The following is a 24,021-nucleotide window of genomic DNA, read 5'->3' on the forward strand; positions in this document are numbered from 1 at the left end:
CTCCTTAACAAATTACTTGTCGTCGCCATCGTCATGCTGTGCGTTAAAGCCAGCTTGAGCATTTGTCGCTTGGTGGTTGCTCACGTTAAATGGACGCGAAGGTACCACGGTAGAAATGGCATGCTTGTAAACCATCTGGCTTACTGTATTTTTAAGCAAAATAACAAACTGGTCGAAAGACTCAACTTGCCCCTGAAGCTTAATGCCGTTAACAAGATAAATAGATACTGGAACGCGTTCACGACGTAATGCGTTCAAAAATGGGTCTTGTAAAGATTGCCCCTTTGCCATTTTCTAATTTCCTTTTTAATTAAAATTAATAGTTATTCTAATACGATAAAACTGTATCTTTGGTTTTAGTATTATACAGCGGCAGCTAATAAGCTAGCGACTATGTCGCATTACTGTCGCAAGATTATCTTCAGCTCCGCTTTCTAGCCATATTAAATCAGGCCAACCGCGTAACCATGTTAATTGACGTTTGGCTAATTGCCTAGTAGCAACAATAGCTTTTTCAACCATAGTTTCATAGTCAATTTCACCATCTAAATACTGCCAACACTGCCTATATCCTACACAGCGCATTGAGGGCAGGTCTAAATCCAAATCACCTCGAGCCTTTAAACGCTCAACTTCAGCAGTAAACCCTAGTGTTAACATGGTTTTAAATCGAGTTTCTATAGCTCTATGTAACACCTTTCTGTCACTTGGTGCAATCGCAAATTGCACCGCTTCGTAAGGGAATGCTTCAGATTTAGTTTTAGTTAACTCAGTTAACGACTGACCACTTATGCGATAGACTTCCAGCGCTCTAGCGAGCCGCTGTGGATCATTGGGATGAATTCGCTCAGCAGAAACAGGATCTATTTCTCTTAATTGATCGTGCAGTGCTTGCCAGCCAAACTCTTGTGCTTCGCAAGCTATCTGCGCTCTAACCACTTCATCTGCCGCCGGAAGCGGTGACAACCCCTCTAGCAAAGCCTTGAAGTACATCATGGTACCGCCGACCAGCAATGGCGTCTTTCCACGACTCAAAATATCTTCAATCTGAGCCAATGCATCGCGTCTAAAGTCCGCCGCAGAATAACTCTTTGCCGGATCAATAATGTCAATAAGTCGATGGGGAGCGGCTGCTTGTTCGGCAGCATCTGGCTTAGCGGTGCCGATATCCATCTCTTTGTAGATCAATGCTGAATCCACAGAGATAATTTCACAGTTATACTGCTTAACAAGCTCAATCGCTAATGCGGTTTTACCAGAGGCAGTAGGGCCCATTAAGGTAATAACTTTTTGTGATTTATTATCGGTCACTCTGATTTTCTTTCATCCATTGTTCCCAAGGTAAATCTTGGGATAAATTATAAAGCTCGCGTTGCACATCATCAGGCAAGGCATTTAGGCCAAACCACGCTTCACCTGCAGAGGTAAACCGGTTCGCACCTTGTTCAGCAAGCCACTTAACAACCGCAGCGTCACTTGGTAATTCTAATTGAATCCACTGCAATAACTCAGGGATCAAAACAGCTAATTGACTGTTTCTTAGATATGGGGGCACTTTCTTAATAATCAACTGCCCCAAACGAATAGATAGTTCAATTCCTAATTTTCGCAGTAACTGTTCTCGATTTTCTATAATCGCTAACCAATCATCATCAACTGCAACGGCGACAGGCATCAATAATGGCTGACCAACTAGCCCTTGTGAAAACTTAGCTGCTATCTCAGCTTTTAGCACTGCCCTTGCCACCATAGAGATACTTAAAAGCGATATTTTGTCGTCCCTAACCAACACCCAAAATTCACCCGCTATAACCGCTGGCATACTCGCCGCATGCGAGTTAGAAGCTGCCAATCCATTTTGGTTCCCTGCAGGAGAGCGGACTGCATAATTATTTTGCTGAGTACTTAGAACACGATCACTGTGCGTGCTACTGCTTTGTGTGCTCAGCAGTTCACCATAAGCTCGAATACTGCTTTGAGAGGGTAAACTAACATCACCATTTCGAGCAGAGGGTTTCAGCGGACTTCGGTAGCTTGAACTCCCGCTCGAATAATCCCTTTGATTAGTAACAGAGTGACTATCACGCACGTCATAAGAAACCGATGGTTTACGCTCAATACTTTCAGAATACAGGGGCGCAGTTACCGCTCCTCGAGTCGGACTCACTTGTCTATCAGGCGATTGTTGTATTTCTGGCTCATTATTGAGCGCTAGTTCCATAGATTGAGAGATCGCAGATTGCAGCGCTTGCAGAATAAAATCATGCACATAACGGCTCTGATGGAAACGTACTTCATGCTTAGCTGGATGCACGTTAACATCGACCTGGTGTGGATCAAGATCCAGCATTAGCACATAACCGGGTGAGACACCTTCTGCATACTGTGCGAAGGCTTGACGAACCGCATGGTTGACTAGCCTGTCTTTTACTAAACGACCATTGACATAAAAATACTGAGTTTCACTGTACCCATTAGCGGAGCTGGGTGATTGCAGATAACCACTCAAACTTAAGTCATTATGCTGGCATTCAATCCGCAGGCAAGTCTCGGCAAATGCTTTACCACAAACTAGAGCTAAACGCTGGATATACTGGCTCTCAGTATTGGCTGGCCGATAATTTCGAACCGTTTTACCGTTGTGTTTAAGGGTAAAATGGATATCTCGTCTCGCCAAAGCAATACGCTTTAGCCACTCATCGATATGAGTAAACTCTGTCTTGTCACTTTTTAAGAAGCGGCGTCTAGCTGGCGTATTAAAAAAAAGATCGACCGCTTCTACCGTTGAGCCAACCGGATGGGCAGCTGGCAGGACTTTAACCGCCATCTCTGTTCCCTCTGCATGGGCTTGCCATGCTTCAGCTTGCTCTGCCGTGCGTGAGGTTAAGATAAGACGAGAAACAGAGCTAATACTCGCTAAGGCTTCACCGCGAAAACCAAAGCTTAAAATGGCCTCTAAATCGTCGAGGGATTTAAGCTTAGAGGTTGCGTGCCGAGAAAGTGCTAAACAGAGATCCGCCTTCGGGATCCCGGATCCATTATCGCGGATCCGAATAAGCTTACTACCGCCTTTTTCTATCTCAATGTCGACTCGTGTTGCGCCTGCATCAAGACTATTTTCAACTAACTCTTTGATGACAGATGCAGGACGCTCAACCACTTCGCCCGCAGCGATCTGGTTTGCTAATTGAGGCGGTAACTTTTCTATAGCCATGGTTTACTCTTAACAGCCTAAGCTCTGGGGATAATCAGTCTCTGACCGATTCGAATGCTATTTGATTTAAGGTTATTTGCCTTCTTCAAACTGTTTATTGAGATCTGATAACGATGGGCAATAACGGATAACGATTCACCACTGCAAACCTTGTGCTCAACACTGCTCTTACTTGCCAACATTGAATTCACAGGAGGATTGGCTTCAAAATACTTCATCACGCCTTTATGGATGGCTTTGGCGACATTATTTTGATGATCTCGTTGCGATAATAGGCGCTCTTCCCTCGGGTTAGAAATAAACCCTGTTTCGACCAAAATAGACGGAATGTCTGGCGACTTGAGTACAGCAAAGCTCGCAGATTCAGGCTTATGCTTATGTAGTTTTGTCACCCGCCCTAGATTAGATAACACATCTCCAGCGATGTTATGGCTAATCGCCATAGAGCGGTCCATCGACATATCTAATAAAGTCATCGCAAGATACTGTTCATTATCAGTATTTTGTATAATCTCACCAGCACCACCGAGCAGTTCAGAATGCTTCTCTTTTTGCTCTAACCAGCGACCAATTTCACTGTTGGCACGGCGCATAGACAATACCCATACCGAGGCACCTTGAGGCTGAGGCGAGGTAAAAGCGTCTGCATGGATAGAAATCAGCAGGTCAGCTTTACTGTTACGAGCAATTTCAGAGCGCTTATTTAAGTTAACGAAATAGTCACCAGTACGCGTCATAACCGCTCGCATGCCTGGTGTCGCATTAATCTTTTGAGCAACTTTTTTAGATATTTCTAATACTAACTTTTTCTCATATATGCCGGTCGGTCCAATAGAGCCGGGATCCTCACCACCATGACCAGCGTCAATCGCAATAACCACGTCTCGTAATTGATTTTTTGGCTTACTCACCGGAGGTTTTTTAGCTGTTGAACCACCGCTATCTAAATCAACTACCAAACGATTACCGTATGGGGCTGTTGCAGGCAGTGCAAATAGATTGGCTTTTACTGGCTTAACGAGATCGATAACTAAACGCAAAGTGCCCTTTTCCGGTGGCGTACTCTTACGCACCTTTTTGACCAATTTGCTGTTGTTTTTAATCTTATTTAAGTCCACTTTATTAGATGACTTTTTTAAATCGACGACTAAGCGATAAGGATTTGTCAGCGTAAAATAGCTGTAATCTGGAGACTGGCTCAAATCGAATACGATACGCGTCGACTCTGGCGCAGCCCAAATTCTTACGCTGTCGAGTTTATTCGCACTCTGCGCAAAAAATGAAGCACCAAAACTAACAAGAAGTAAAAAAAGTCTAAATATATTACTGTTTATTATCATTATGATTTAGGGCCGCTAATATTTTTTCACCTTCAGAAGAAAGCGCCTGTAACTCGACTTGTCGTCCAGTATTAACATATTTAATATGGATATGTATATCAGCAGGGGGTAATAAACCATGGCCGCGATCAGGCCACTCTACGATACATAAGCTGCGCGAGGTAAAGTAATCACGGATCCCCATAAACTCTAATTCTTCAGGATCATATAAACGATAGAGATCGAAATGATACACGTCTAACGCATCTAACTCATAGGGTTCTACCAAGGTATAGGTCGGGCTCTTTACTGCTCCTTGATGCCCTAAACTTTGAATAAGTCCACGGCTAAAGGTCGTCTTACCCGCACCAAGATCGCCGCTTAAATAAACAGTTAAAGGAGGAGTAATAAGACCTGCAAGCTTTGTCCCTAAATCTACTGTTTCTTGTTCATCATTTAAATTTAATATCATTGATTGCGTATTCATTCTGAATCGAAAAGCGTCCTAAATAAAATTGGGCGTAGAATGCAGTACTTTAACCTAATCATCTAGGTTTCTAAACTAGATTTCATTAACTAACTGACGAATATAAGGCATCAAATCGCTAGCTAACATGCCTCGCTCACCTGATTTCGCCGCCAAATCAGCTGCATCTCCGTGGATCACAACTCCTAGACAAGCCGCTTCCATACTCGTGTACCCCTGCGCCATTAGTCCACCAATCACACCAGCAAGCACATCACCGCAACCACCACTGGCTAAGCCTGGATTTCCCACTGGAGCCACAATACACTTGTCACCATTGTAGATAATTGTTCCAGGGCCTTTGAGTACAATCACTCCGCCATATTTCTGCTGCAGTAGCCTAACGGCGTTAAACCTATCTTGCTCAACTTCTGTAATACTCAGATCCAGCAACCTCGCCGCCTCACCTGGATGAGGCGTCAGCACCCAGTCTTTGCCCGTCATCGGCATTGTCTTTAGCTGATTGAGACCATCGGCATCAATCACGCAGGGCTTATCACTAAGATCAACCGCCTTAAGTAAGTTATAACCCCAATCACTGAGCCCAAGCCCTGGTCCTATGACTAATACTGAGGCCCAACCTAATTTTAGGTAAACTTCCATGTCGACCAGTTCACAACCCCAAAACATCAGCTCTGGTCGACTTACACTCACGACAAGTTGGTGCTCAGGCCTTGAAATAACGGTAACTAAACCCGCTCCGCTTCTTAGGCACCCTTCAGCCGCAAGCCGCACCGCCCCAGCCATACCGTAGTCGCCACCGATTATCGACACTTTGCCGCAATCACCTTTGTGAGCATCCCTACGGCGGGGTAAAAAAGCATTAGTCAGCGTTTGACAGCTCATCTGCTGTGCACTCGATACAGTTAAAAACTCACCGAGCCCTAACTCAGCAAGGATCAGCTCACCGCAGCAATGGCGGGCTTTTCCTGTAAGTAAGCCTTGTTTAATACCAGCAAAAGTCAAAGTGGTATTCGCTTCTATTGCTGTGGTTGTATAGTTGCCCGCGTCAGGATTAAGCCCAGACGGAACATCAAGACTCAGCACCCATGCATGACTTCTATTTACCGCATTAATAATGTTTGCCAGCTCAGCATTTAGCTCTCCGCAAACTCCAGTTCCTAGCAAGCCATCTACAATAACCCCAGCCTGTTCAATCTGTGATTCACTAAACTCACAGATCTCTCCACCAGACTTGATGAAGCATTGGATAGCCTGTTTTAGTTCTTCGCTTGGACGAGTCGCTGTGCTTGCTTGCAAGATAACGTCAAAACCAGCCTCCAATAGCAAGGCCGCCGTCACATACGCATCGGCTCCGTTATTGCCATGGCCCGCGAGAACGAGTATTTCATCTGCATTTGCTTGCCTTTCACTTATCAACTGAAAAGCAGCAGCTCCAGCTCTTTCAACCAATTGATATAAGGTCACGTTACCAATATTAACAGCATTAATTTCAGCTGTTCTAATCTGCTCAGCTAGAAATAAAGGCGTTGTCTGTAAGTTTCGCTCACTCATATTTCAGTTCCTAATGTATGGGTTGTATTTAATCTAGTAGATTAAAGGCCTTGGCTTAAGTGCAAATGAATCGATAACAGCGAATAGATGACCTAAGTTTGATCTGCCACAATTATAGTTATGCAAGTTGTAAATAAATTCGATCAAAAAAGGCACCTTCCGGTGCCTGATTGCCAAGCGAATAATTGCTAAGCGGATATAAGCCGTTAGATATCATCCATGCGAATAGTGCTATGAACTAGACGTTGTTGTTGAATTTTTTCCACTCTCACTAAATCCTCTAACGCACCTTTTGTTTCAGTAGTCGCCGAAGAGTTAGCCGTTTTTTCTAACAGGCCTATTAAACGATTATCCAGACCAAGATGCAGCTCTAATACATCGTCTTCACTCATGCTCGCTGGCAAGGTTAACTGGTGGCAATTAGCGATAAAATCTTCAAATACAATATCTTTGTACCAAGTATCAATAATTTTCTTAGGCGCTTCATCGATATAGTTTTCTAACTTCTCAGCGGTGTGTCGCTCATGCTGTTGAAAATACTCTAACATTAACTTTACTCGAGAAGAGTCAGCTTGAGTATGTAAACGCTTATAAAGCTGCGCCATTTCTATGCGGCATGTTGCAACATAACCTAAAAGTTCACTGAGTTGTTGAATACGCATTGATCGCTCTCCTAAATCAGCCACTCTATGTGACTTGCCTAAATTTTAGTCTTTGATAATTATGGTATGAAAAGTCGACTCAATATTTGAACACTGTCAAACTTTAGAAAAACCAAAACCGCTTAGTTTAGACATTATTAAAGAAACTAGCGCTCGATCACGTAATGGGCGTGCGTGGTTTGGATTGGGTTTGAGATTTATTCAGGAATTTCTACGAGGAAGATTGGAGCGAGCCATTGATTTAAACGAGAGTGATTTAAACAAGAATGAGTTCGAACCCAGCACTTTATGCAAATAGGTCTATACCTTGGAAAAAAGGGGATCAACATTTTCTACGAGCACAACTGAGCTAATACCACATAAACATTTTTGATCTTTATTAATATTTGCAGCTGAGATTTAATCAGGAATTTCTACGAGGAAGATTGGAGCGAGCTTTTGATTTTAATGAGAGTGGGTTCGAGCCAGCTCTTTAAACAAACAGGTCTATACCTTGGCAAAAAAAGAGGTATCAACATTTTCTACGAGCACAACTGAGCTAATGTCGCATAAACATTTTTTATCTTTATTAATATTTGCAGCTGAGATTTAATCAGGAATTTCGAGGAGGAAGATTGGAGCGACATATCGGGTTCGAACCGATGACCTATACCTTGGCAAGGTATCGCTCTACCAACTGAGCTAATGTCGCATAAATCTTTAAATTGGAGCGACATATCGGGTTCGAACCGATGACCTATACCTTGGCAAGGTATCGCTCTACCAACTGAGCTAATGTCGCGTAAATCTTTTTACTTACCGGAGTTGGTGTTCCCAATAAGTTTAAATTGGAGCGACATATCGGGTTCGAACCGATGACCTATACCTTGGCAAGGTATCGCTCTACCAACTGAGCTAATGTCGCGTAAATCTTTTTACTTACCGGACTTGGTGTTCCCAATAAGTTTAAATTGGAGCGACATATCGGGTTCGAACCGATGACCTATACCTTGGCAAGGTATCGCTCTACCAACTGAGCTAATGTCGCGTAAATCTTTTTTACTTACCGGACTTGGTGTTCCCATAAGTTTAAATTTGGAGCGACATATCGGGTTCGAACCGATGACCTATACCTTGGCAAGGTATCGCTCTACCAACTGAGCTAATGTCGCATAAATCTTTTACTGCTGCTTAGCTGTAAACATGAACTAAAGGTATCGTTGATTCCTTTAGCAACTGAGCTAATGTTGCATTTCAATCTAATCGTAAAGTCTTTCACTCTTCGAAAAGTTGAGGCCGCATTATATGAGAATTTTCCTACTCTGCAACCCCTTCTTGCAAATAAACTGACTGATTGGTCAAATTCTAAATACTTTCGCTCGATAAAACTGCAGTTCGGCGATAGATTCTTCGATATCCTGCAATGCTTGGTGAGTGTTCTTCTTCACAAAGCCTTCCATCGCTGATGGCTCCCAACGGCGAACAAGCTCTTTAATTGTACTCACATCGATATTTCGGTAGTGAAAGTAATCTTCAAGTGCTGGCATATAACGATTTAGGAAGCGACGATCTTGACCAATGCTGTTACCACACATAGGTGAAACACCCGCTGGAACATATTGAGATAAGAAAGCGATAGTCTGCTCTATTGCTTGCTCTTCATTAGTTGTACTCGCTTTAACGCGGTCAACTAAACCAGACTCACCATGATGTTTTTGGTTCCAATCGTCCATCAATGCTAACTGTTCGTCAGACTGATAAATAGCAATAACTGGCCCTTGCGCTATAATATTAAGCTCTTTATCTGTCACAATTGTGGCCATTTCTATAATCTTATCAACGGCAGGATCAAGTCCTGTCATTTCCAAATCGACCCAAATCAGATTGTTTTCATCTATAGCCATAAAGCGACCCGTTATTCCTGTTAGCCTAAATTCAGGCTTTTTTGTTTAAGACCGTGTATCATACTGCTTTTTTAAGCAACACAAAATCACCTTTATCATTGAAGACTAATACGTGAGCAAAAAGAAACCGCTAAGCCATGGTCAATTACGCAGAATGCGGACCAACCAAAAAAAGAAATTACAGAGCCACGATGCGGGTGAAACGACTGACTTACAAGACAGTACGTTAGGCCCTGAGCAGCAAGGCACCATTATTTCCCGCTTCGGCCAACACGCTGACGTCGAGACAGATGGAGGCCACCTTGCCCGCTGTAATATTAGACGCAATATTAAAAGTCTAGTCACCGGTGATAAAGTTATTGTCCGTCTAGCGCTGACCAGTGAGTCTGGAGCGAGTCGTATCGAAGGCATTGTAGAGGCTGTTCATCCAAGACATTCGCTATTATCACGCCCGGATCTTTATGATGGCGTGAAAATCATTGCATCAAATATCGATCAGATTTTGATTGTCACCTCAACACAGCCGGCTTTTACGACCCAGATCATCGATCGTTATTTAGTTGCAGCTGAAGACACTGGCATCCAGCCTGTCATCATCTTAAATAAAGTTGACTTAATTACGCCTGAAGAAGCGCCTGAAATCGATGCTGCGCTTGAACGCTACAAAGCCATTGGCTATCAAGTTTACTGCGTAAGCAGCATAACTGGCGAAGGTGTCGAGCAATTACACTCTCTGATGGATGGCAAAGTAAGCGTGTTCGTGGGTCAATCAGGTGTTGGTAAATCTTCAATGATTAATGCCATGATGCCAGACGCAGAACTGATTACTGGTGACATTTCTCAAAACTCAGGTTTAGGTCAGCACACCACGACCACCGCAAAGCTACTTCATATAGCCACTGGCGGTGATCTGATTGACTCACCGGGCGTACGTGAATTCGCGCTATGGCACTTACCCGCTGACCGAGTCGGCTGGTGCTTTATTGAATTCAGGGATTATTTAGGCACTTGTAAGTTTAGAGACTGTAAACACCTAAACGATCCAGGCTGTTCTATTACCGAAGCTTATAAAGCAGGTGAGATCACCGAAGACAGATACAATAATTACCACCGTATTATCGCCAGCTTAGACGAGCAAAGACACGCTCGTCACTTTAGAGCAGGTCCTGACGAGTAGTCACGACCCGCTAATTAAGCAAGTAGATTCAAATCAGTGAATAGCTAAGATTAATTGTTTTCCTACGATAATTTATGTCGTACAACAGCTCGCTGGTTTTATAAAATAGATAGCACCTCAAAGTAGGTGAAAGATTAAAGGATATTCAAATTGGATAAAGTTAAAATTGCCCTACAGTATATTATGCCAAAGCACTTGCTTTCTCGCCTTGTAGGCAAGCTTGCCGCAGCAGAAATGGGCTCTGTCACTACTGCTGCCATTAACTGGTTTATCAAGCAATATAAGATTGATATGAGTGAAGCCGCAGAGCCAGAAGCTACAGCCTATAGCTGCTTCAATGACTTTTTTACCCGTGCACTAAAGCCAGGTATTCGTCCACTATGTGATGACAATGACTACATCGTTCACCCTGTTGATGGTGCAGTTAGCCAACTCGGCCCGATCAAAGAAGGCCGTATTTTTCAGGCTAAAGGACATGATTATTCTTCACTTGCATTGCTAGGTGATCAGGCTGATGATGCTAAGCGTTTTGAAGGCGGCGACTTTGCCACAATCTACCTAGCACCAAAAGACTATCATCGTATTCACATGCCAATCAAAGGCACCCTGTCTAAGATGACTTATGTACCAGGTGAGCTCTTCTCTGTTAACCCGTTAACAGCTGAAAACGTGCCAGGCTTATTTGCTCGTAACGAACGTGTTGTCGCCATTTTTGAAACTGAAATCGGCCCGATGGCCATGGTATTAGTTGGCGCTACGATTGTGGCAAGTATCGAAACCGTTTGGGCGGGTACAGTCACACCACCAACAGGCAAAAAAGTATTTACTTGGGATTACCCAACTGAAGGTCCTAATGCACTGACCCTTGAGAAAGGTGCAGAGATGGGTCGCTTTAAGCTAGGTAGCACTGTAGTGATGTTATTCGCTAAAGATGCTCTCGACGAATTTGCTGATGGAGTAGAGCCAAGAAGCGTGACGCGTATGGGTCAAGCTTTTGCAAAAATCGAAGACTAATCTCTAAGGTATGAATGGACAATAAAAAGACAGGGCTGTTAGAACTACACTTCGCGGTACTACTTTTCGGTGGTACCGCTTTATTTTCAAAGCTTATTCCCCTTAGTGCACTCGATATCACTGTGTTGCGCTGCGTCGTAGCAGCCACAGTGCTAGCGTTAATAGTCAAACTTAGCAAACAACGACTGTCGTTAAACGCAGGCAAAGACTACCTTATCGCTATAGCCCTTGGCATCATCATCAGCCTGCACTGGGTCACCTACTTTGCCTCGATGCAACTCTCATCAGTTGCCATTGGCATGATCGCCTTCTTTACCTATCCGGTCATGACGGTCTTGGTCGAACCCATTGTCACCAAGACGAAACTCAAGCTGTCCGATGTCATCAGTGGCATAGTGGTGCTCATTGGCGTGTCACTGCTGATCCCTGAGGCAAGTCTAGGTAATGATGTCACCTTAGGTATTGCTATCGGCATTTTATCCGCCGCTCTGTTTACCGCTCGAAACCTACTGCATAAACGCTACTTCACCGCCTACAGTGGCAAACAAGCCATGTTCTATCAGACCTCGGTTGCGGTGTTCTTTTTAGCCCCTTGGCTAAACGTAGAGCTAAGCAGCATCGAGCAAAATGTATGGTGGTTGATTATTTTACTAGGAGTGGTTTTTACTGCTGTTCCCCATGCGCTATTTACCTCAGCATTAAGGCTCCTAAGTGCAAAAACGGTTGGACTAGTCTCCTGCCTGCAACCTTTTTATGGTGCCATGTTAGCCCTAATGCTGCTCGGCGAAGAGCTTGCACTAAAAACCGTTATTGGCGGAACACTGGTCGTTGCTACCGCATTGTTCGAAACGCAGCAAAACCATAAGTTAAATAGAGCAAAAAAGAGTGCATAGAGCGATTTATTTATCACGCTAACTTGGCTAATATGAACATCTCCTTTTTGCCTTATTCATACTCTTATCATGCATCGTTTTTTACTGCTTCTTCTGTGTCTATTCGCTTTATCGGCTAGTGCTAACTCGCCACTTCAAATTGATAAGCGTCTAGGGCTCACGCCTACCAACAGCGAGTCGACACCACAAGAGCAGCTCGGCCTACTCGAAGACAAGATCCATGACTTAGTCCTGACAGAAAATAGTGCGCGCGAACTAATAAGTAACTATGCAAAACATAAGCAAAACTTACTAAGCCAAATAGAAGATGCACAACAGCCACCTCGCGACTTAGACCAACAGGATATCAACCAGCAGGCTTCACTCGCCTATCTGCGTTTATCGGAACTAAAAGATGTTGAAATAAGCTTAGGCCAAAAAATAAATGCGCTAATCAAGTCCCATAGCGAGTTGCCCGATGCACTCGTTAATGCCCGTGCTGCATTACAGAAACATAAAAAAATTCGCATTGGTGAAGAACAAACCATTAATAATCAGCTCTTAATTGCTCAAGGACGCCTCTATGAGCAAGATGTCAAAACACTCGAAGCACTATTGGCGAGTAGTCAAAAAGAGATTGACTTAAACCAGCTGCAACTCAAATTAGTACGTGAACAGTTGGCTCAACAGGAACTGTTAATTGAGCGCTTGAACCAAGAGATCGTTATACAGAGACAAGCGCGCACCGAAGCGGCTATTGCAGGCAGTTTATTACCCGGTGATAAAACCCACGACCCAATCGCACAAGAGCTTAGCGATAGTAACTTAATTTATGGTGAGAAATTAAAAGAGCTGAATCATAAAATCAGCCTTACCCTTACACAGCAGGAACAAGCCGAAGCCCAATACCAAGCTCAGGCCAAACAGCTGACCACAATCCAACAGCAGATCGGCTGGATTAAGCTAAATTCGGCCTTTGGTGAGCGCTTCCTGCAGATGCTGCAAGCGCTACCTAAGCCACCAAATCAAGAGCCTGTGCAGAGTGAAATAGCCAATACTCGGCTCGCCCGCTACCAGATAGAACAGGCACAAACCCTAAATAGTCAGCAAGTCACCTCAATTGGTGCCGATAACTCCTTGCAAGCTAAGCTCTTATCCTCTCAAGGCATGCTGCTGCAACAACTGCTACAGAGTTATGATCAATACTTAAGTGAACTTGCCGATCTTAGAGTGAGCTATGAGCAGCTAAACCAGCAATATCTAACACTTAAAAGCACACTCAACGAACACCTATTCTGGGTACCCAATGCGAACAGTATCGGTAGCCTATGGATCACCGATCTTCACCAGAGCATTCAGTGGATGCTACAGCAAGCCCCTTGGGGTCAAATGCAGAGCTCATTCGATGAACAGGGCAACCTGTGGTCATGGTGGCTAATACTGTTTGTGCTCAGCATCATCGCTCAAGATATTTTGACACCGAAATTTAAATCGGCGATGCGCCGTGAACTGCCTTTTGTCGGCAATGTGACTCAAGATAAGTTTATCTATACATTCCATGTACTGATCAACTCGCTAGGTTATAGTCTACTCAAACCACTACCTATCGTGTTAGCTGGCGGGATCTTCTATCTATCGAGCCATAACTTCGTCTCCGCCATCGGTATGGGGATCATGGCGCTCGGCCTGCTCTATCAACTTTATCGTTTTATCTACCTACTGGCGCTGGACAGAGGCTTATTGATTAACCACTTTAAGTCGCCAAAAAGTATTGTTCGCTCAGGGCAGGAACGCTTTAGACAGTTCACCATAATGGCGGCGCCGTTCTTAGCGATCATGGCCTTTACCGAAGTGATTGATACCTCTCTAGTTCGCAACAGTCTCGGCCGTGGTGCATTTATTATCTTCTGTTTGATGCTGTTTTGGTTTTACAAAGATATGCTCAGCCTATCTAACAAAGAAAATACCGCCGATCACAGTAAGAATAAGAAACTGCTTCAAAAGCTGCTGTGGGCCATGCTAATTATCATGCCACTCGCCTGTGCGGTATTGGCTTTCCAAGGCTACTACTACACCGCATTCCAGATGTTCCTACAGCTACAATTATCATTGATATTTGGTCTGGGCTTCTTACTGCTGTTTAACTTAATCAAGCGTTGGATGTTAATTGAACGTCGCCGTATCGCCTTCGAGCGAGCCAAGGCCAAGCGTGCAGAAGTGCTGGCACAACGTGAGAAAGGTGAAGTAAGCGTCAACGAACAAGGCGATACTTACGAAGAGCCAATAGTCGATCTAGAGACGATATCTAGCCAGTCATTGGGTCTAGTACGTTCATTATTACTGCTGGCATTTCTCGCCAGCATTGTTGGCCTATGGACTCAAACCCACACCGCGCTGTTTTCACTGCTTGACGGCGTTACTCTATGGTCGAGTAATACCACGGTCAACGGTATTGAACAGCAGATCCCTATCACCCTTAAGTCTCTACTGTTATCACTGATTATTGTTGGCTTCTCGATGATGATAGCTACCAACCTACCCGGACTTATCGAGCTGACGATTCTGCAAAGACTAGATCTCAGTCAGGGAACTGGTTTTGCATTAACCACCGTCAGCCGCTATTTAGTGGTGATGTTTGGCGTGCTTGGCTGCTTCTCAACCTTAGGGATGGAATGGTCTAAACTACAATGGTTGGTCGCCGCCCTCTCTGTTGGTTTAGGTTTCGGTCTGCAGGAGATCTTCGCGAACTTTATCTCTGGTCTGATCATTCTGTTTGAGAAACCGGTGCGTATTGGCGATACCGTCACCATCCGCGATCTCACTGGCACAGTGAGTAAAATTCAAATTCGCGCCACTACGATTATCGACTGGGATCGCAAGGAAATCATCGTACCAAACAAGGCCTTTATTACCGAACAGCTCATTAACTGGTCACTTTCAGATCCTATTACTCGCGTTATCGTTTATGTTTCAGTTGCCCGAGATTCAGATCCTGCACGTGTTGAAGCGGCACTTTACCAAGCAGTACAAGAGTGTGACGATGCCCTGCTCTCTCCAGAGCCAGAAGTATGGTTTGCAGGCTTTGGTCAACACACCCAAGACTTTGAAGTCAGAGCCTATGCCAAAGACATGGGCGCTCGCTGGCCACTAAGGCATAAGCTGCACAAGCAGATCAGCAAGAAGCTACGTGAGAATGACTTAGTGCTAGCCTATCCGCAGCTTGAAGTACATCTGTCTGCGAGTCAGAGTAAAGACGTACAAAGCTTGTTAAGAACCTAAACAAAAAACAACTGAGAACCCGTTATGATGATTTTTGCTCACCGAGGTGCCAGCGGTTATGTGGCAGAAAATAGCCTTGCAGCCTTTGCTAAAGCTGTTGAGCTCGGCGCTACCGCGGTTGAGCTCGATGTGCACTTAGTTGAAGATGAGCTGTATGTTTTTCACGATAGACGCCTTGAGCCAAAGAGCTCAGGGGAGGGTCTTATCGAGCAGTACACTAAGCAAGCATTAAGCCAGATAACCATTGATGGAGAGCCAATCCCGAGCTTAATCCAAGTATTAAGCCTGCTAAAGCCACACAATACTTTAGTCAATATAGAATTAAAGGGGCTGGCTTGCCTTGAAGCATTTATCTCGCTCTATCCTAAACTGATCTCAGATCTTAGTTATGATGCTAATAAATTACTGATCTCATCGTTTAACCACCCCTTCTTGGCGTCGTTTAAACAGCGCTACCCAGATGCAAATGTAGCCCCGCTAATCGAAGGTATACCACTGGAACTCGCACACATCGTCAGTCAACTCGATGCCTACTCCATTCATTTAGGCTTAAGTTTTACCACTCAAGAGATGATTGATGATGCTCATCGCCGAGGTGCTAAGGTGTATGTTTACACGGTAGATAACCTTGATGATCTCGATATGCTAAAGCAGATGGGGGTCGATGGAATATTCACGAACTATCCGGATCGCGCAATTGCTCATATCAGCCAAGATTAGCAGCCATTGAAGCTGCTTTCATCGGCAAGCCAATACCGACAAGTTGCCCAAATTAAATAAAACAAACTACACTGAAATTAACGACTTAAACTTGTCTATTGCGTTGCGCCCAGCTACCTATGGCGAAGAAAGCAGTCACAACCAAAACAAATAACCAGTGTGGCGGTATTTTAGCCATATATTGCGCCAACAAAGGGCTTAAATGGATAATTATCAACCCATAGCCAAATGCATTGACGATGACGAAAATGAGTGTGCGCAGCAAAAAAGAGCGCCCCGCAAGGTAGCGACGTAAAAAACGATTGATATCAGCACCAAATACAACCAAACAACAGGCTATAATTGCCATCGAGACCTCAGCTAGCCAAGGGGTGACAAGTGCCCCTAAATAGTTAAGAAATTCAATAACCTTAGATATTATATTCGACATTGCCCAAGCAAGTTAAAAAGCTGTAAATGTAGAATATAGGGAGTTAGTATGGGACACAAGCTACTATTGCTCACCAGAGAAAATGAGCGTTATCGTCAACTATTAAGTTCGTGCCATCTACCGAATACGCTTATTTTAGATGATGATCCCCAAGGTATTTTCAATGCCGATATCTGGTTAGCCGAGCCAAAACTAGCTGCTCCACTACTTCCGCATGCGGCCAATTTAAAATGGATGCAATCAACTTTCGCCGGCGTCGATGCCTTAGTTAAACCTAGACAGCGCAAAGACTATGAGCTCACTAATGTACGCGGCATTTTCGGCCCGCTAATGAGTGAATATCTGTTTGGTTACCTGCTGGCTTACCAAAGAGAGCACAGAAAATATCGCACTCAGCAAGATCAAAAGGTTTGGTTACCAGGCAGCTTTAAGACATTGCAAGGGCAAACCTTGTTACTGCTAGGGACAGGCTCCATTGCTAAACATATCGCCCAAACAGCTAAGCATTTTGGTATGCATGTCATTGGTATTAATCGAGGTGCAAAACCCACCATAGGTTTTGATAAGGTAGATACCTTAGCCAACCTTACTCGCTATTTACCGCAGGCCGATGCAGTTGCCAGTATCCTACCTAGCACACCCGATACTCGAGGCGCACTAAACAAGCACACCTTGTCGCTGCTAAAAGAAGAGGTCGTACTATTTAATTTAGGCCGCGGTGATGTGCTTGACCTAGATGCTCTCTATTTACAATTAATAAGCCATCCAGAGCAACAAGCCATTCTTGATGTATTTAATCAAGAACCTCTGCCGGAAGAGCACCCTATTTGGTCCCTCGATAATGTCATTATTACGCCACATATCGCAGCGCCCAGTTTTCCCGAACAAGTGGTAGAGATTTTTGCCGAAAACTTTCACAAGTGGCTCAAAGGCGAAAAACTGTCTCATAGAGTGCACTTTGAGCGTGGTTACTAGCGAGTTAATGATGAACAAAATATGAGCAGCACGGCAATCATCACAACAATGTGAGCTAAGCACGCTTTTTAATAACTGGCTTAGACGAAATGACCAATATTTATACCAAGCCGTTATTAGCACTGAGAATCATTTTCATTTATACTTCGAACCATATTCGATTTTGAGATGATATTTCATGTACGTTTGTCTTTGCCATGCAATCACCGATACACAAATCAAAGAAGCTGTTAGCCAAGGTGATGCTTCATTAGCCGATGTTAGAAGGCGTCTTGGCGTAGCGGATCAATGTGGAAAGTGTGCAAAAATGGCAACTCAGATCATCCAAAGACAAGTGGATATCGAGCCTAACTATTACGAGGTGGCTTAGTCTTAATAAGCACACCGAGTTTCAATAAAAAATGCAGCCACTTGGCTGCATTTTTTATATCGTAACGCTATTAGAGTACGGGCTCACCGTCACCAAGCTCAACGCTGTCTACACGCTGCAGACCACGCGGTAACTTAGCACCACGGCGGCCACGCTCACCACGGTAATGCTCCAAGTCACTTGGCTTTAAGGTTAGCTTGCGCTTACCCGCCCACAGGGTTACAGCCGTGTCTTCTGGTATCACATTCAAATGCAATAGCAACTCTTCACGATTTTTAGCACGTTCGCCAGGGATCCCAATGATCTTATTGCCTTTACCTTTAGAAAGCTGAGGTAACGCATCGAGAGAGAACAGCAACATACGCCCTTCATTGGTGATCGCTAATATCGACTGTGGTTTTGACTTATCCACCTTCTGCGGCAGCAACACCTTAGCATTCGCAGGTAAGCTTAGCAGCGCCTTACCCGCCTTATTACGCGACACCATGTCTTTGTTGGCGCAGATGAAGCCGTAGCCCGCGTCGGACGCTAATAGGTAGCATTGCTCGTCATCAGACAATAACAAATGCTCCATTGTTGTGCCTGGGGCTAAATTGAACCTAGTCGTTATAGGTTCTCCCTGAGATCGCGCTGACGGCAAGGTATGGGTGTCGGTGGCAAATGCCCTGCCGGAAGTGTCAATAAACACGCTAGGTTGATTGCTGCGCCCCTGCGCTGAACGTAAGAAGCTATCGCCCGCTTTGTAAGATAAACTTTGACCGTCAACCTCATGACCTTTAGCGCAACGCACCCAACCTTTCTCTGATAGTACAACTGTGACAGATTCTACTGCGACCAGTTCTTGCTGAGTGAGTGCTTTTGACTCTGTACGCTCAACCAGTGGTGAGCGGCGCTCATCGCCATAATCTTCGCCATCTTTGATAAGCTCTTTCTTGATCAGCGTCTTCATGCGACGCTCAGAACTTAGTAATAATTGTAACTTATCACGCTCTGCTTCAAGCTCACTTTGCTCACCCTTAATCTTAAACTCTTCAAGCTTGGCTAAGTGACGCAATTTCAAATCAAGAATGGCATCAGCTTGCTTATCAGATAATGCAAATCGAGAGATTAACTCCGCTTTGGGATCATCGTTATAACGAATGATCTCAATCACTTCGTCAATATTCAAAAATGCAATCATCAAGGCATCTAGAATATGTAGTCTCGCTAAAATCTTATCTAGTCGATATTCCAGACGGCGCTTAACCGTTGTCATTCTGAACGTAAGCCATTCAGTTAATAATTCGAGTAAGCCTTTAACTTGCGGACGCCCATTTAGGCCAAGTACGTTCAAGTTAACACGATAACTTTTTTGTAAATCTGTTGTCGCGAATAGATGCGCCATCAGTTGATCACAGTCGACACGATTCGAGCGCGGAACAATGATCATACGCACAGGGCTTTCGTGATCTGACTCATCACGCAAGTCTGTCACCATCGGCAACTTCTTTGCCTGCATTTGGCTGGCGATCTGTTCTAAAATTTTGCCGCTACTGGCTTGATGCGGCAGTGCGGTAATGACGATCTCACCGTTCTCTACGGTATAAACAGCGCGAGCCTTAATCGAGCCTCGACCCGTTTGATAAATTTTAGTGATATCGGCCGCAGGCGTAATAATCTCAGCCTCTGTCGGATAATCTGGGCCTGGCACAAACTCCATCAAACGTGCTAAATCAGCTTTAGGGTTATCCAGTAACTCAACACACGCGCCCACCAACTCTTTGGCGTTATGCGGCGGTACGTCAGTTGCCATACCAACGGCAATACCGGTAATACCATTGAGCAAAATATGCGGTAAACGAGCAGGCAGTACCAAAGGTTCTTTCATGGTGCCATCAAAGTTGACGCCCCAATCGACAGTACCTTGACCGAGCTCACTAAGTAGCACTTCTGAAAACTTAGATAATCTTGCTTCGGTATAACGCATCGCCGCAAATGACTTGGGATCGTCCGGTGCGCCCCAGTTTCCTTGGCCATCAACCAACGGGTAACGGTATGAGAATGGCTGCGCCATCAATACCATCGCTTCGTAACAGGCACTATCACCATGAGGGTGATATTTACCAAGCACGTCACCGACTGTACGCGCCGACTTCTTATGTTTAGATTGAGCCGATAAACCCAGCTCACTCATGGCATAGATAATCCGTCTCTGAACCGGTTTGAGTCCATCACCAATATGTGGCAATGCTCGATCCATGATCACATACATGGAATAGTTCAGATATGCCTCTTCCGTGAAGCGGCGTAGAGGCATCTGCTCAACACCATCAAGGCTTAAATCTATCGCATCACTCATTAATCATTATCCTGTGACTGATTTTTTGCTGAATCTTTATAGAACAAACGGTATATGTTGCCCTTTAGGTCATCAGAAATATACATAGCACCATCGGGCGCCGTGACCAATGCATATGGTCTTGCGACGGGGAACTCTCCGTCTAGAAAACTGACTACTGTACTTCTTTTAATGACTTGGTCATCTTTGATTTCTAGCATGACAACTTGATAGCCGACTTTACTTGAACGATTCCATGAACCGTTTTCGGCAACAAACATCTGATTATGGAAACGCTCAGGGAACTGTTTACCACGATAAAAGTGAAGCCCCTTAGCGCCAACATGAGCTGGCAATTCATACCTAGGAGCAACGACTTTTAAGTTTTTAGGCTTATCATAAGCAGGTTCTATAATGTCGGTAGCATGAATATAGGGAAAGCCAAAGTGGCTCCCCTTGCGTTCGACTTTATTGATCTCATCCGGTGGCAGGTTATCGCCCATCCAATCACGGCCATTATCAGCGAACCAAAGCTGCTTATCTTCGACTGACCAATCAAAGGCCAGTACCTTCCTGACGCCACTGACTATTTGCTCGCTGGCGCCAGTGTCCACATCAATCGCTAAAATACTGCTATAGGGCGCTTCAGATTCACAGACGTTACAGGGGGCTCCTATGGCAATATATAACAGGCCGTCGGGACCAAAACGCATGGCGCGGCGACTCTTCTTACTATTACCCGGTAGGCGGTCATAAACCTCTTTCGGACGTCCCGGCCTTTTTAGTCGGGACTCAACCTGGTTAAAGCGTAAGATGCGCTCCTTTTCTGCAACATATAACGCACCATCATGAAAGGCGATCGCTTCAGGATAATCTAGCCCCTTGGCGATCGAATAACGCTTATCGACCCGACCATCGTTGTCAGCATCGACCAAGGCGGTAATGGTACCGTCTCGATAGGAGCCAACAAATAAGGTGCCCTTATCGCCAACCGCAAGCTGCTTAGCATCACCGAGATCGGAGGCATATAAGGTTAACCCAAAGCCTTTCGATACTGTGATCATCACAGGTTCGGCGGCTAAAGTGCTACAGCTAAATATAAAGTGAGCGCAAAGCAGCGACATCCCAACAGCTATTTGATTTCGATAGTTTTCAAACGTCATTATTATTCTTTTGTCTGATTATAATCATTCATCTCAAACTGCCGATTAGAGCTGGGCAATATCACCCTTAGCCTCTAACCAAGTTTTTCTGTCTCCAGAGCGTTTCTTGGCTAAAAGCATATCCATCAGAGCCATTGTATCATCGGCATCATCTATGGTTAATTGCACTAATCGACGCGTATTTGGGTCCATAGTGGTTTCACGTAATTGCAGTGGATTCATCTCACCCAATCCCTTGAATCGTGTTACTTGGACTTTTCCTTTCCGTTTTTCTGCGGTGATTCTGTCTAGAATACCGTTTTTCTCAGCCTCATCGAGGGCGTAGAACACATCTTTACCAATATCGATACGGAACAGCGGCGGCATAGCGACATAAATATGTCCCTGCTCCACCAGCACCCGGTAATGCTTCATAAATAGCGCACATAAGAGTGTCGCAATATGCAGACCATCCGAGTCCGCATCGGCAAGGATACAGATTTTACCGTATCTCAGCTCAGAGATATCCGCACTATCAGGGTCGCAACCAATCGCAACCGAAATATCATGTACTTCTTGCGATGCCAGTACCTGAGAAGCATCGACTTCCCATGTATTTAAGATCTTACCGCGCAGCGGCATAATCGCTTGAAACTCGCGATCGCGAGCCTGTTTGGCACTACCGCCCGCAGAGTCACCCTCCACCAAGAATAGCTCGCCTCGCATCGGGTCTTGACCGCTACAATCTGTTAGCTTACCCGGCAGTGCTGGGCCAGACGTAATACGCTTACGCGCCACTTTCTTGGCTGCTTTTAATCGCTTTTGTGCATTGTTAATGCACATATCGGCTAAGGCTTCTGCTTGCTCAGTATTGGTGTTTAACCAGAGGCTAAATGCATCGCGAACGATACCCGATACAAACGCAGCACACTGCCTGCTTGATAGCTTCTCTTTGGTTTGGCCTGCAAACTGTGGGTCTTGCATCTTAATCGATAAGATAAAGGTGCTGCGATCCCAGATATCTTCAGGCGTTAACTTAATGCCACGCGGCATCAAATTTCTGAACTCACAAAACTCACGCATAGACTCAAGCAAACCTTGCCTAAAGCCGTTTACGTGCGTACCGCCAAGCGGTGTTGGAATAAGGTTTACATAACTTTCATTTAGATAGTCGCCACCTTCTGGCAACCAGGTAATCGCCCAATCCGCCGCCTCTAGATTGCCAGCAAAGCTACCAACAAACGGTACTTCAGGCAGTGTAGGCACACCATTGATAGACGATTTTAAGTAATCTTCTAAACCACTCTCATAAAACCACTCTTGGGTTTCATTAGTTTGTTTATTAACAAATTTAATTCGCAGGCCGGGGCAAAGTACCGCTTTGGCTTTTAGTAAATAGGTCAATTTACTAATTGAGAAATTACCAGAATCAAAGTAACTAGGGTCTGGCCAGAAATGAACGCTGGTACCCGTATTACGGCGGCCACAGGTGCCCGTTACATGTAAGTCTTCAACTTTTTCACCGTGCTCAAAAGCCATCTCATAGACTTCGGCATTACGTCTCACGGTTATTTCAACACGACTTGAAAGCGCGTTTACAACTGAGATCCCCACACCGTGAAGACCACCTGAAAACTGATAGTTTTTATTGGAGAACTTACCGCCCGCATGCAGCTTAGTTAAAATAAGCTCGACACCTGGGATCCCCTCTTCAGGGTGAATATCGACAGGCATACCACGGCCGTCATCGGTGACTTCTAAGGAGTTATCGGCATGCAAAATAACGTCGATACGGCTGGCGTGCCCGGCTAATGCCTCATCGACACTATTATCTATGACTTCCTGTCCTAAGTGGTTCGGGCGCGAAGTATCGGTATACATACCGGGGCGACGTTTTACAGGGTCGAGTCCATTTAGGACTTCAATAGCATCTGAGGTGTATTGGTTTGTCATGGCACACATATTTTTTTGTTATTCAGGCCATGTTGCGGCCCTACGGGTCTATTTGTCAAGAAAACAGATATTCACAGATAGAAGCAAGTTGGTCCTCGTAGCCGATAAAGCTATGGTCGCCACCTGGTTCTATTAAGAGCTTACAGCAGTGATATTTCTGCACGGCCTGTTTATAGTCGAGCACTTCATCGCCTGTCTGTAATAGTACATAAAAGCGATCTGGATTTAATATTGCGGGCGTATTGTAGCGCGCGACGTCTTGCTTATGTTCAGCAACAACTTGGTAGGTCTCATCCGTATAGGGATTGTACTGAGTGCCAATGAATTCATCAAACAGTTCGAACGGTTTTACCGCAGGATTAATTAAAACTGCGCGTCCACCGTAAGTTTCAGCTAAATAACTCGCGAAATACCCACCTAGCGAAGAACCAATGTAGGTGAGTGACTCACCATCTGCTTTGGCTTTTTCAACTACATCGATCAATAGCGCCATCGCTTCTAGCGGCTCACAGGGCAGTTGAGGCTGTTGAAATTTCAGCTTGGGGTGATGCTCTGCAATAAAGCGCGCGGTAACCAAACCTTTGTCGGAGAGGGGAGAACTATTAAATCCATGTATATATAGCAGCATACTTCCTCACACTGCGGTTTTTCTT

At 44.7% G+C, this 24,021-nt stretch carries 20 protein-coding genes and 5 tRNA genes; 7 read left to right on the forward strand and 18 right to left on the reverse strand.

What is annotated here, in order from left to right:
* Positions 1 to 12: 12 nt before the first annotated feature.
* From hfq to orn, 13 genes are all read right to left on the reverse strand, one after another.
* On the reverse strand, positions 13 to 291 hold the full coding sequence (gene hfq / locus SHAL_RS18780; protein ID WP_012278694.1) for an RNA chaperone Hfq: 279 nt from the start codon (positions 289 to 291) through the stop codon (positions 13 to 15).
* A 93-nt stretch (positions 292 to 384) separates the two neighbouring features.
* On the reverse strand, positions 385 to 1,311 hold the full coding sequence (miaA, locus tag SHAL_RS18785; RefSeq protein ID WP_012278695.1) for a tRNA (adenosine(37)-N6)-dimethylallyltransferase MiaA: 927 nt from the start codon (positions 1,309 to 1,311) through the stop codon (positions 385 to 387).
* Entirely contained in the window at positions 1,301 to 3,214 is a 1,914-nt protein-coding gene (gene mutL / locus SHAL_RS18790) for a DNA mismatch repair endonuclease MutL (RefSeq protein WP_012278696.1), read from the reverse strand. Before mutL ends, miaA begins: the two co-directional genes overlap by 11 nt.
* A 17-nt stretch (positions 3,215 to 3,231) precedes the next feature.
* Positions 3,232 to 4,554, reverse strand: a complete 1,323-nt coding sequence (locus SHAL_RS18795; protein ID WP_012278697.1) for an N-acetylmuramoyl-L-alanine amidase — start codon at positions 4,552 to 4,554, stop codon at positions 3,232 to 3,234.
* Positions 4,538 to 5,005 (reverse strand): tRNA (adenosine(37)-N6)-threonylcarbamoyltransferase complex ATPase subunit type 1 TsaE, encoded by a 468-nt coding sequence (tsaE, locus tag SHAL_RS18800; RefSeq protein WP_041416587.1) that lies wholly within the window; start codon positions 5,003 to 5,005, stop codon positions 4,538 to 4,540. The genes SHAL_RS18795 and tsaE overlap by 17 nt, the downstream gene beginning before the upstream one ends.
* 90 nt (positions 5,006 to 5,095) lie before the next feature.
* A complete protein-coding gene (locus SHAL_RS18805) occupies positions 5,096 to 6,574 on the reverse strand; it encodes a bifunctional ADP-dependent NAD(P)H-hydrate dehydratase/NAD(P)H-hydrate epimerase (RefSeq protein WP_012278699.1) in 1,479 nt (492 codons plus the stop codon).
* Between the two features lie 206 nt (positions 6,575 to 6,780).
* Positions 6,781 to 7,236 carry a hypothetical protein gene (locus SHAL_RS18810; RefSeq protein WP_012278700.1) on the reverse strand — a complete coding sequence of 152 codons (456 nt, stop codon included), beginning with the start codon at positions 7,234 to 7,236 and terminating at the stop codon, positions 6,781 to 6,783.
* Positions 7,237 to 7,851: 615 nt separating this feature from the next.
* A tRNA-Gly gene (locus SHAL_RS18815) sits at positions 7,852 to 7,927 on the reverse strand.
* A 14-nt stretch (positions 7,928 to 7,941) separates the two neighbouring features.
* Positions 7,942 to 8,017 (reverse strand) — tRNA-Gly (locus SHAL_RS18820).
* A gap of 47 nt (positions 8,018 to 8,064) precedes the next feature.
* Positions 8,065 to 8,140, reverse strand: a tRNA-Gly gene (locus SHAL_RS18825).
* Between the two features lie 47 nt (positions 8,141 to 8,187).
* A tRNA-Gly gene (locus tag SHAL_RS18830) sits at positions 8,188 to 8,263 on the reverse strand.
* Between the two features lie 48 nt (positions 8,264 to 8,311).
* Positions 8,312 to 8,387 (reverse strand) — tRNA-Gly (locus SHAL_RS18835).
* Positions 8,388 to 8,573: 186 nt separating this feature from the next.
* Positions 8,574 to 9,119, reverse strand: coding sequence for an oligoribonuclease (gene orn, locus SHAL_RS18840; protein WP_012278701.1), 546 nt, complete (start codon positions 9,117 to 9,119; stop codon positions 8,574 to 8,576).
* Positions 9,120 to 9,231: 112 nt separating this feature from the next.
* Between orn and rsgA the strand changes: the two genes are divergently transcribed.
* The 5 genes from rsgA to SHAL_RS18865 all read left to right on the forward strand — a co-directional run bounded on the left by rsgA (position 9,232) and on the right by SHAL_RS18865 (position 16,181).
* A complete protein-coding gene (rsgA, locus tag SHAL_RS18845) occupies positions 9,232 to 10,296 on the forward strand; it encodes a small ribosomal subunit biogenesis GTPase RsgA (RefSeq protein ID WP_012278702.1) in 1,065 nt (354 codons plus the stop codon).
* 150 nt (positions 10,297 to 10,446) lie between these two features.
* Positions 10,447 to 11,310, forward strand: coding sequence for an archaetidylserine decarboxylase (gene asd / locus SHAL_RS18850; RefSeq protein ID WP_012278703.1), 864 nt, complete (start codon positions 10,447 to 10,449; stop codon positions 11,308 to 11,310).
* 14 nt (positions 11,311 to 11,324) lie between these two features.
* A complete protein-coding gene (locus tag SHAL_RS18855) occupies positions 11,325 to 12,203 on the forward strand; it encodes a DMT family transporter (protein WP_012278704.1) in 879 nt (292 codons plus the stop codon).
* Between the two features lie 69 nt (positions 12,204 to 12,272).
* Positions 12,273 to 15,461 (forward strand): mechanosensitive ion channel domain-containing protein, encoded by a 3,189-nt coding sequence (locus SHAL_RS18860; protein ID WP_012278705.1) that lies wholly within the window; start codon positions 12,273 to 12,275, stop codon positions 15,459 to 15,461.
* Positions 15,462 to 15,485: 24 nt separating this feature from the next.
* Positions 15,486 to 16,181, forward strand: a complete 696-nt coding sequence (locus SHAL_RS18865; protein WP_012278706.1) for a glycerophosphodiester phosphodiesterase — start codon at positions 15,486 to 15,488, stop codon at positions 16,179 to 16,181.
* Between the two features lie 85 nt (positions 16,182 to 16,266).
* Here the strand turns inward: SHAL_RS18865 and SHAL_RS18870 are convergent, their stop codons facing one another.
* A complete protein-coding gene (locus SHAL_RS18870; RefSeq protein ID WP_049763890.1) occupies positions 16,267 to 16,611 on the reverse strand; it encodes a DUF3392 domain-containing protein in 345 nt (114 codons plus the stop codon).
* 48 nt (positions 16,612 to 16,659) lie between these two features.
* Here SHAL_RS18870 and SHAL_RS18875 point away from each other — a divergent pair, with 48 nt between their 5' ends.
* Both SHAL_RS18875 and SHAL_RS18880 read left to right on the forward strand, forming a co-directional pair.
* A complete protein-coding gene (locus SHAL_RS18875; RefSeq protein WP_012278708.1) occupies positions 16,660 to 17,586 on the forward strand; it encodes a D-2-hydroxyacid dehydrogenase in 927 nt (308 codons plus the stop codon).
* A 178-nt stretch (positions 17,587 to 17,764) separates the two neighbouring features.
* Entirely contained in the window at positions 17,765 to 17,956 is a 192-nt protein-coding gene (locus tag SHAL_RS18880; RefSeq protein WP_012278709.1) for a bacterioferritin-associated ferredoxin, read from the forward strand.
* Positions 17,957 to 18,026: 70 nt separating this feature from the next.
* Here the strand turns inward: SHAL_RS18880 and parC are convergent, their stop codons facing one another.
* From parC to SHAL_RS18900, 4 genes are all read right to left on the reverse strand, one after another.
* Entirely contained in the window at positions 18,027 to 20,294 is a 2,268-nt protein-coding gene (gene parC, locus SHAL_RS18885; RefSeq protein ID WP_012278710.1) for a DNA topoisomerase IV subunit A, read from the reverse strand.
* A complete protein-coding gene (locus tag SHAL_RS18890; protein ID WP_223296297.1) occupies positions 20,294 to 21,397 on the reverse strand; it encodes a PQQ-dependent sugar dehydrogenase in 1,104 nt (367 codons plus the stop codon). The genes parC and SHAL_RS18890 overlap by 1 nt, the downstream gene beginning before the upstream one ends.
* An 84-nt stretch (positions 21,398 to 21,481) precedes the next feature.
* A complete protein-coding gene (gene parE / locus SHAL_RS18895) occupies positions 21,482 to 23,368 on the reverse strand; it encodes a DNA topoisomerase IV subunit B (RefSeq protein ID WP_041416591.1) in 1,887 nt (628 codons plus the stop codon).
* Between the two features lie 55 nt (positions 23,369 to 23,423).
* Positions 23,424 to 23,996: a YqiA/YcfP family alpha/beta fold hydrolase gene (locus SHAL_RS18900; protein WP_012278713.1), complete on the reverse strand. Its 573-nt coding sequence runs from the start codon at positions 23,994 to 23,996 to the stop codon at positions 23,424 to 23,426.
* Positions 23,997 to 24,021 lie beyond the last annotated feature (25 nt).

It is taken from the genome of Shewanella halifaxensis HAW-EB4 (assembly GCF_000019185.1).
Taxonomy (GTDB): domain Bacteria; phylum Pseudomonadota; class Gammaproteobacteria; order Enterobacterales; family Shewanellaceae; genus Shewanella; species Shewanella halifaxensis.

Bases quoted from the DNA above. Each gene is read 5' to 3' on its own strand.
- hfq (WP_012278694.1), bottom strand. From the start codon at position 291: ATGGCAAAGGGGCAATCTTTACAAGACCCATTTTTGAACGCATTACGT.
- mutL (WP_012278696.1), bottom strand. From the start codon at position 3,214: ATGGCTATAGAAAAGTTACCGCCTCAATTAGCAAACCAGATCGCTGCG.
- SHAL_RS18795 (WP_012278697.1), bottom strand. From the start codon at position 4,554: ATGATAATAAACAGTAATATATTTAGACTTTTTTTACTTCTTGTTAGT.
- tsaE (WP_041416587.1), bottom strand. From the start codon at position 5,005: ATGATATTAAATTTAAATGATGAACAAGAAACAGTAGATTTAGGGACA.
- SHAL_RS18805 (WP_012278699.1), bottom strand. From the start codon at position 6,574: ATGAGTGAGCGAAACTTACAGACAACGCCTTTATTTCTAGCTGAGCAG.
- SHAL_RS18810 (WP_012278700.1), bottom strand. From the start codon at position 7,236: ATGCGTATTCAACAACTCAGTGAACTTTTAGGTTATGTTGCAACATGC.
- orn (WP_012278701.1), bottom strand. From the start codon at position 9,119: ATGGCTATAGATGAAAACAATCTGATTTGGGTCGATTTGGAAATGACA.
- SHAL_RS18855 (WP_012278704.1), top strand. From the start codon at position 11,325: ATGGACAATAAAAAGACAGGGCTGTTAGAACTACACTTCGCGGTACTA.
- SHAL_RS18860 (WP_012278705.1), top strand. From the start codon at position 12,273: ATGCATCGTTTTTTACTGCTTCTTCTGTGTCTATTCGCTTTATCGGCT.
- SHAL_RS18865 (WP_012278706.1), top strand. From the start codon at position 15,486: ATGATGATTTTTGCTCACCGAGGTGCCAGCGGTTATGTGGCAGAAAAT.
- SHAL_RS18870 (WP_049763890.1), bottom strand. From the start codon at position 16,611: ATGTCGAATATAATATCTAAGGTTATTGAATTTCTTAACTATTTAGGG.
- SHAL_RS18875 (WP_012278708.1), top strand. From the start codon at position 16,660: ATGGGACACAAGCTACTATTGCTCACCAGAGAAAATGAGCGTTATCGT.
- SHAL_RS18880 (WP_012278709.1), top strand. From the start codon at position 17,765: ATGTACGTTTGTCTTTGCCATGCAATCACCGATACACAAATCAAAGAA.
- parC (WP_012278710.1), bottom strand. From the start codon at position 20,294: ATGAGTGATGCGATAGATTTAAGCCTTGATGGTGTTGAGCAGATGCCT.
- SHAL_RS18890 (WP_223296297.1), bottom strand. From the start codon at position 21,397: ATGTCGCTGCTTTGCGCTCACTTTATATTTAGCTGTAGCACTTTAGCC.
- parE (WP_041416591.1), bottom strand. From the start codon at position 23,368: ATGACAAACCAATACACCTCAGATGCTATTGAAGTCCTAAATGGACTC.
- SHAL_RS18900 (WP_012278713.1), bottom strand. From the start codon at position 23,996: ATGCTGCTATATATACATGGATTTAATAGTTCTCCCCTCTCCGACAAA.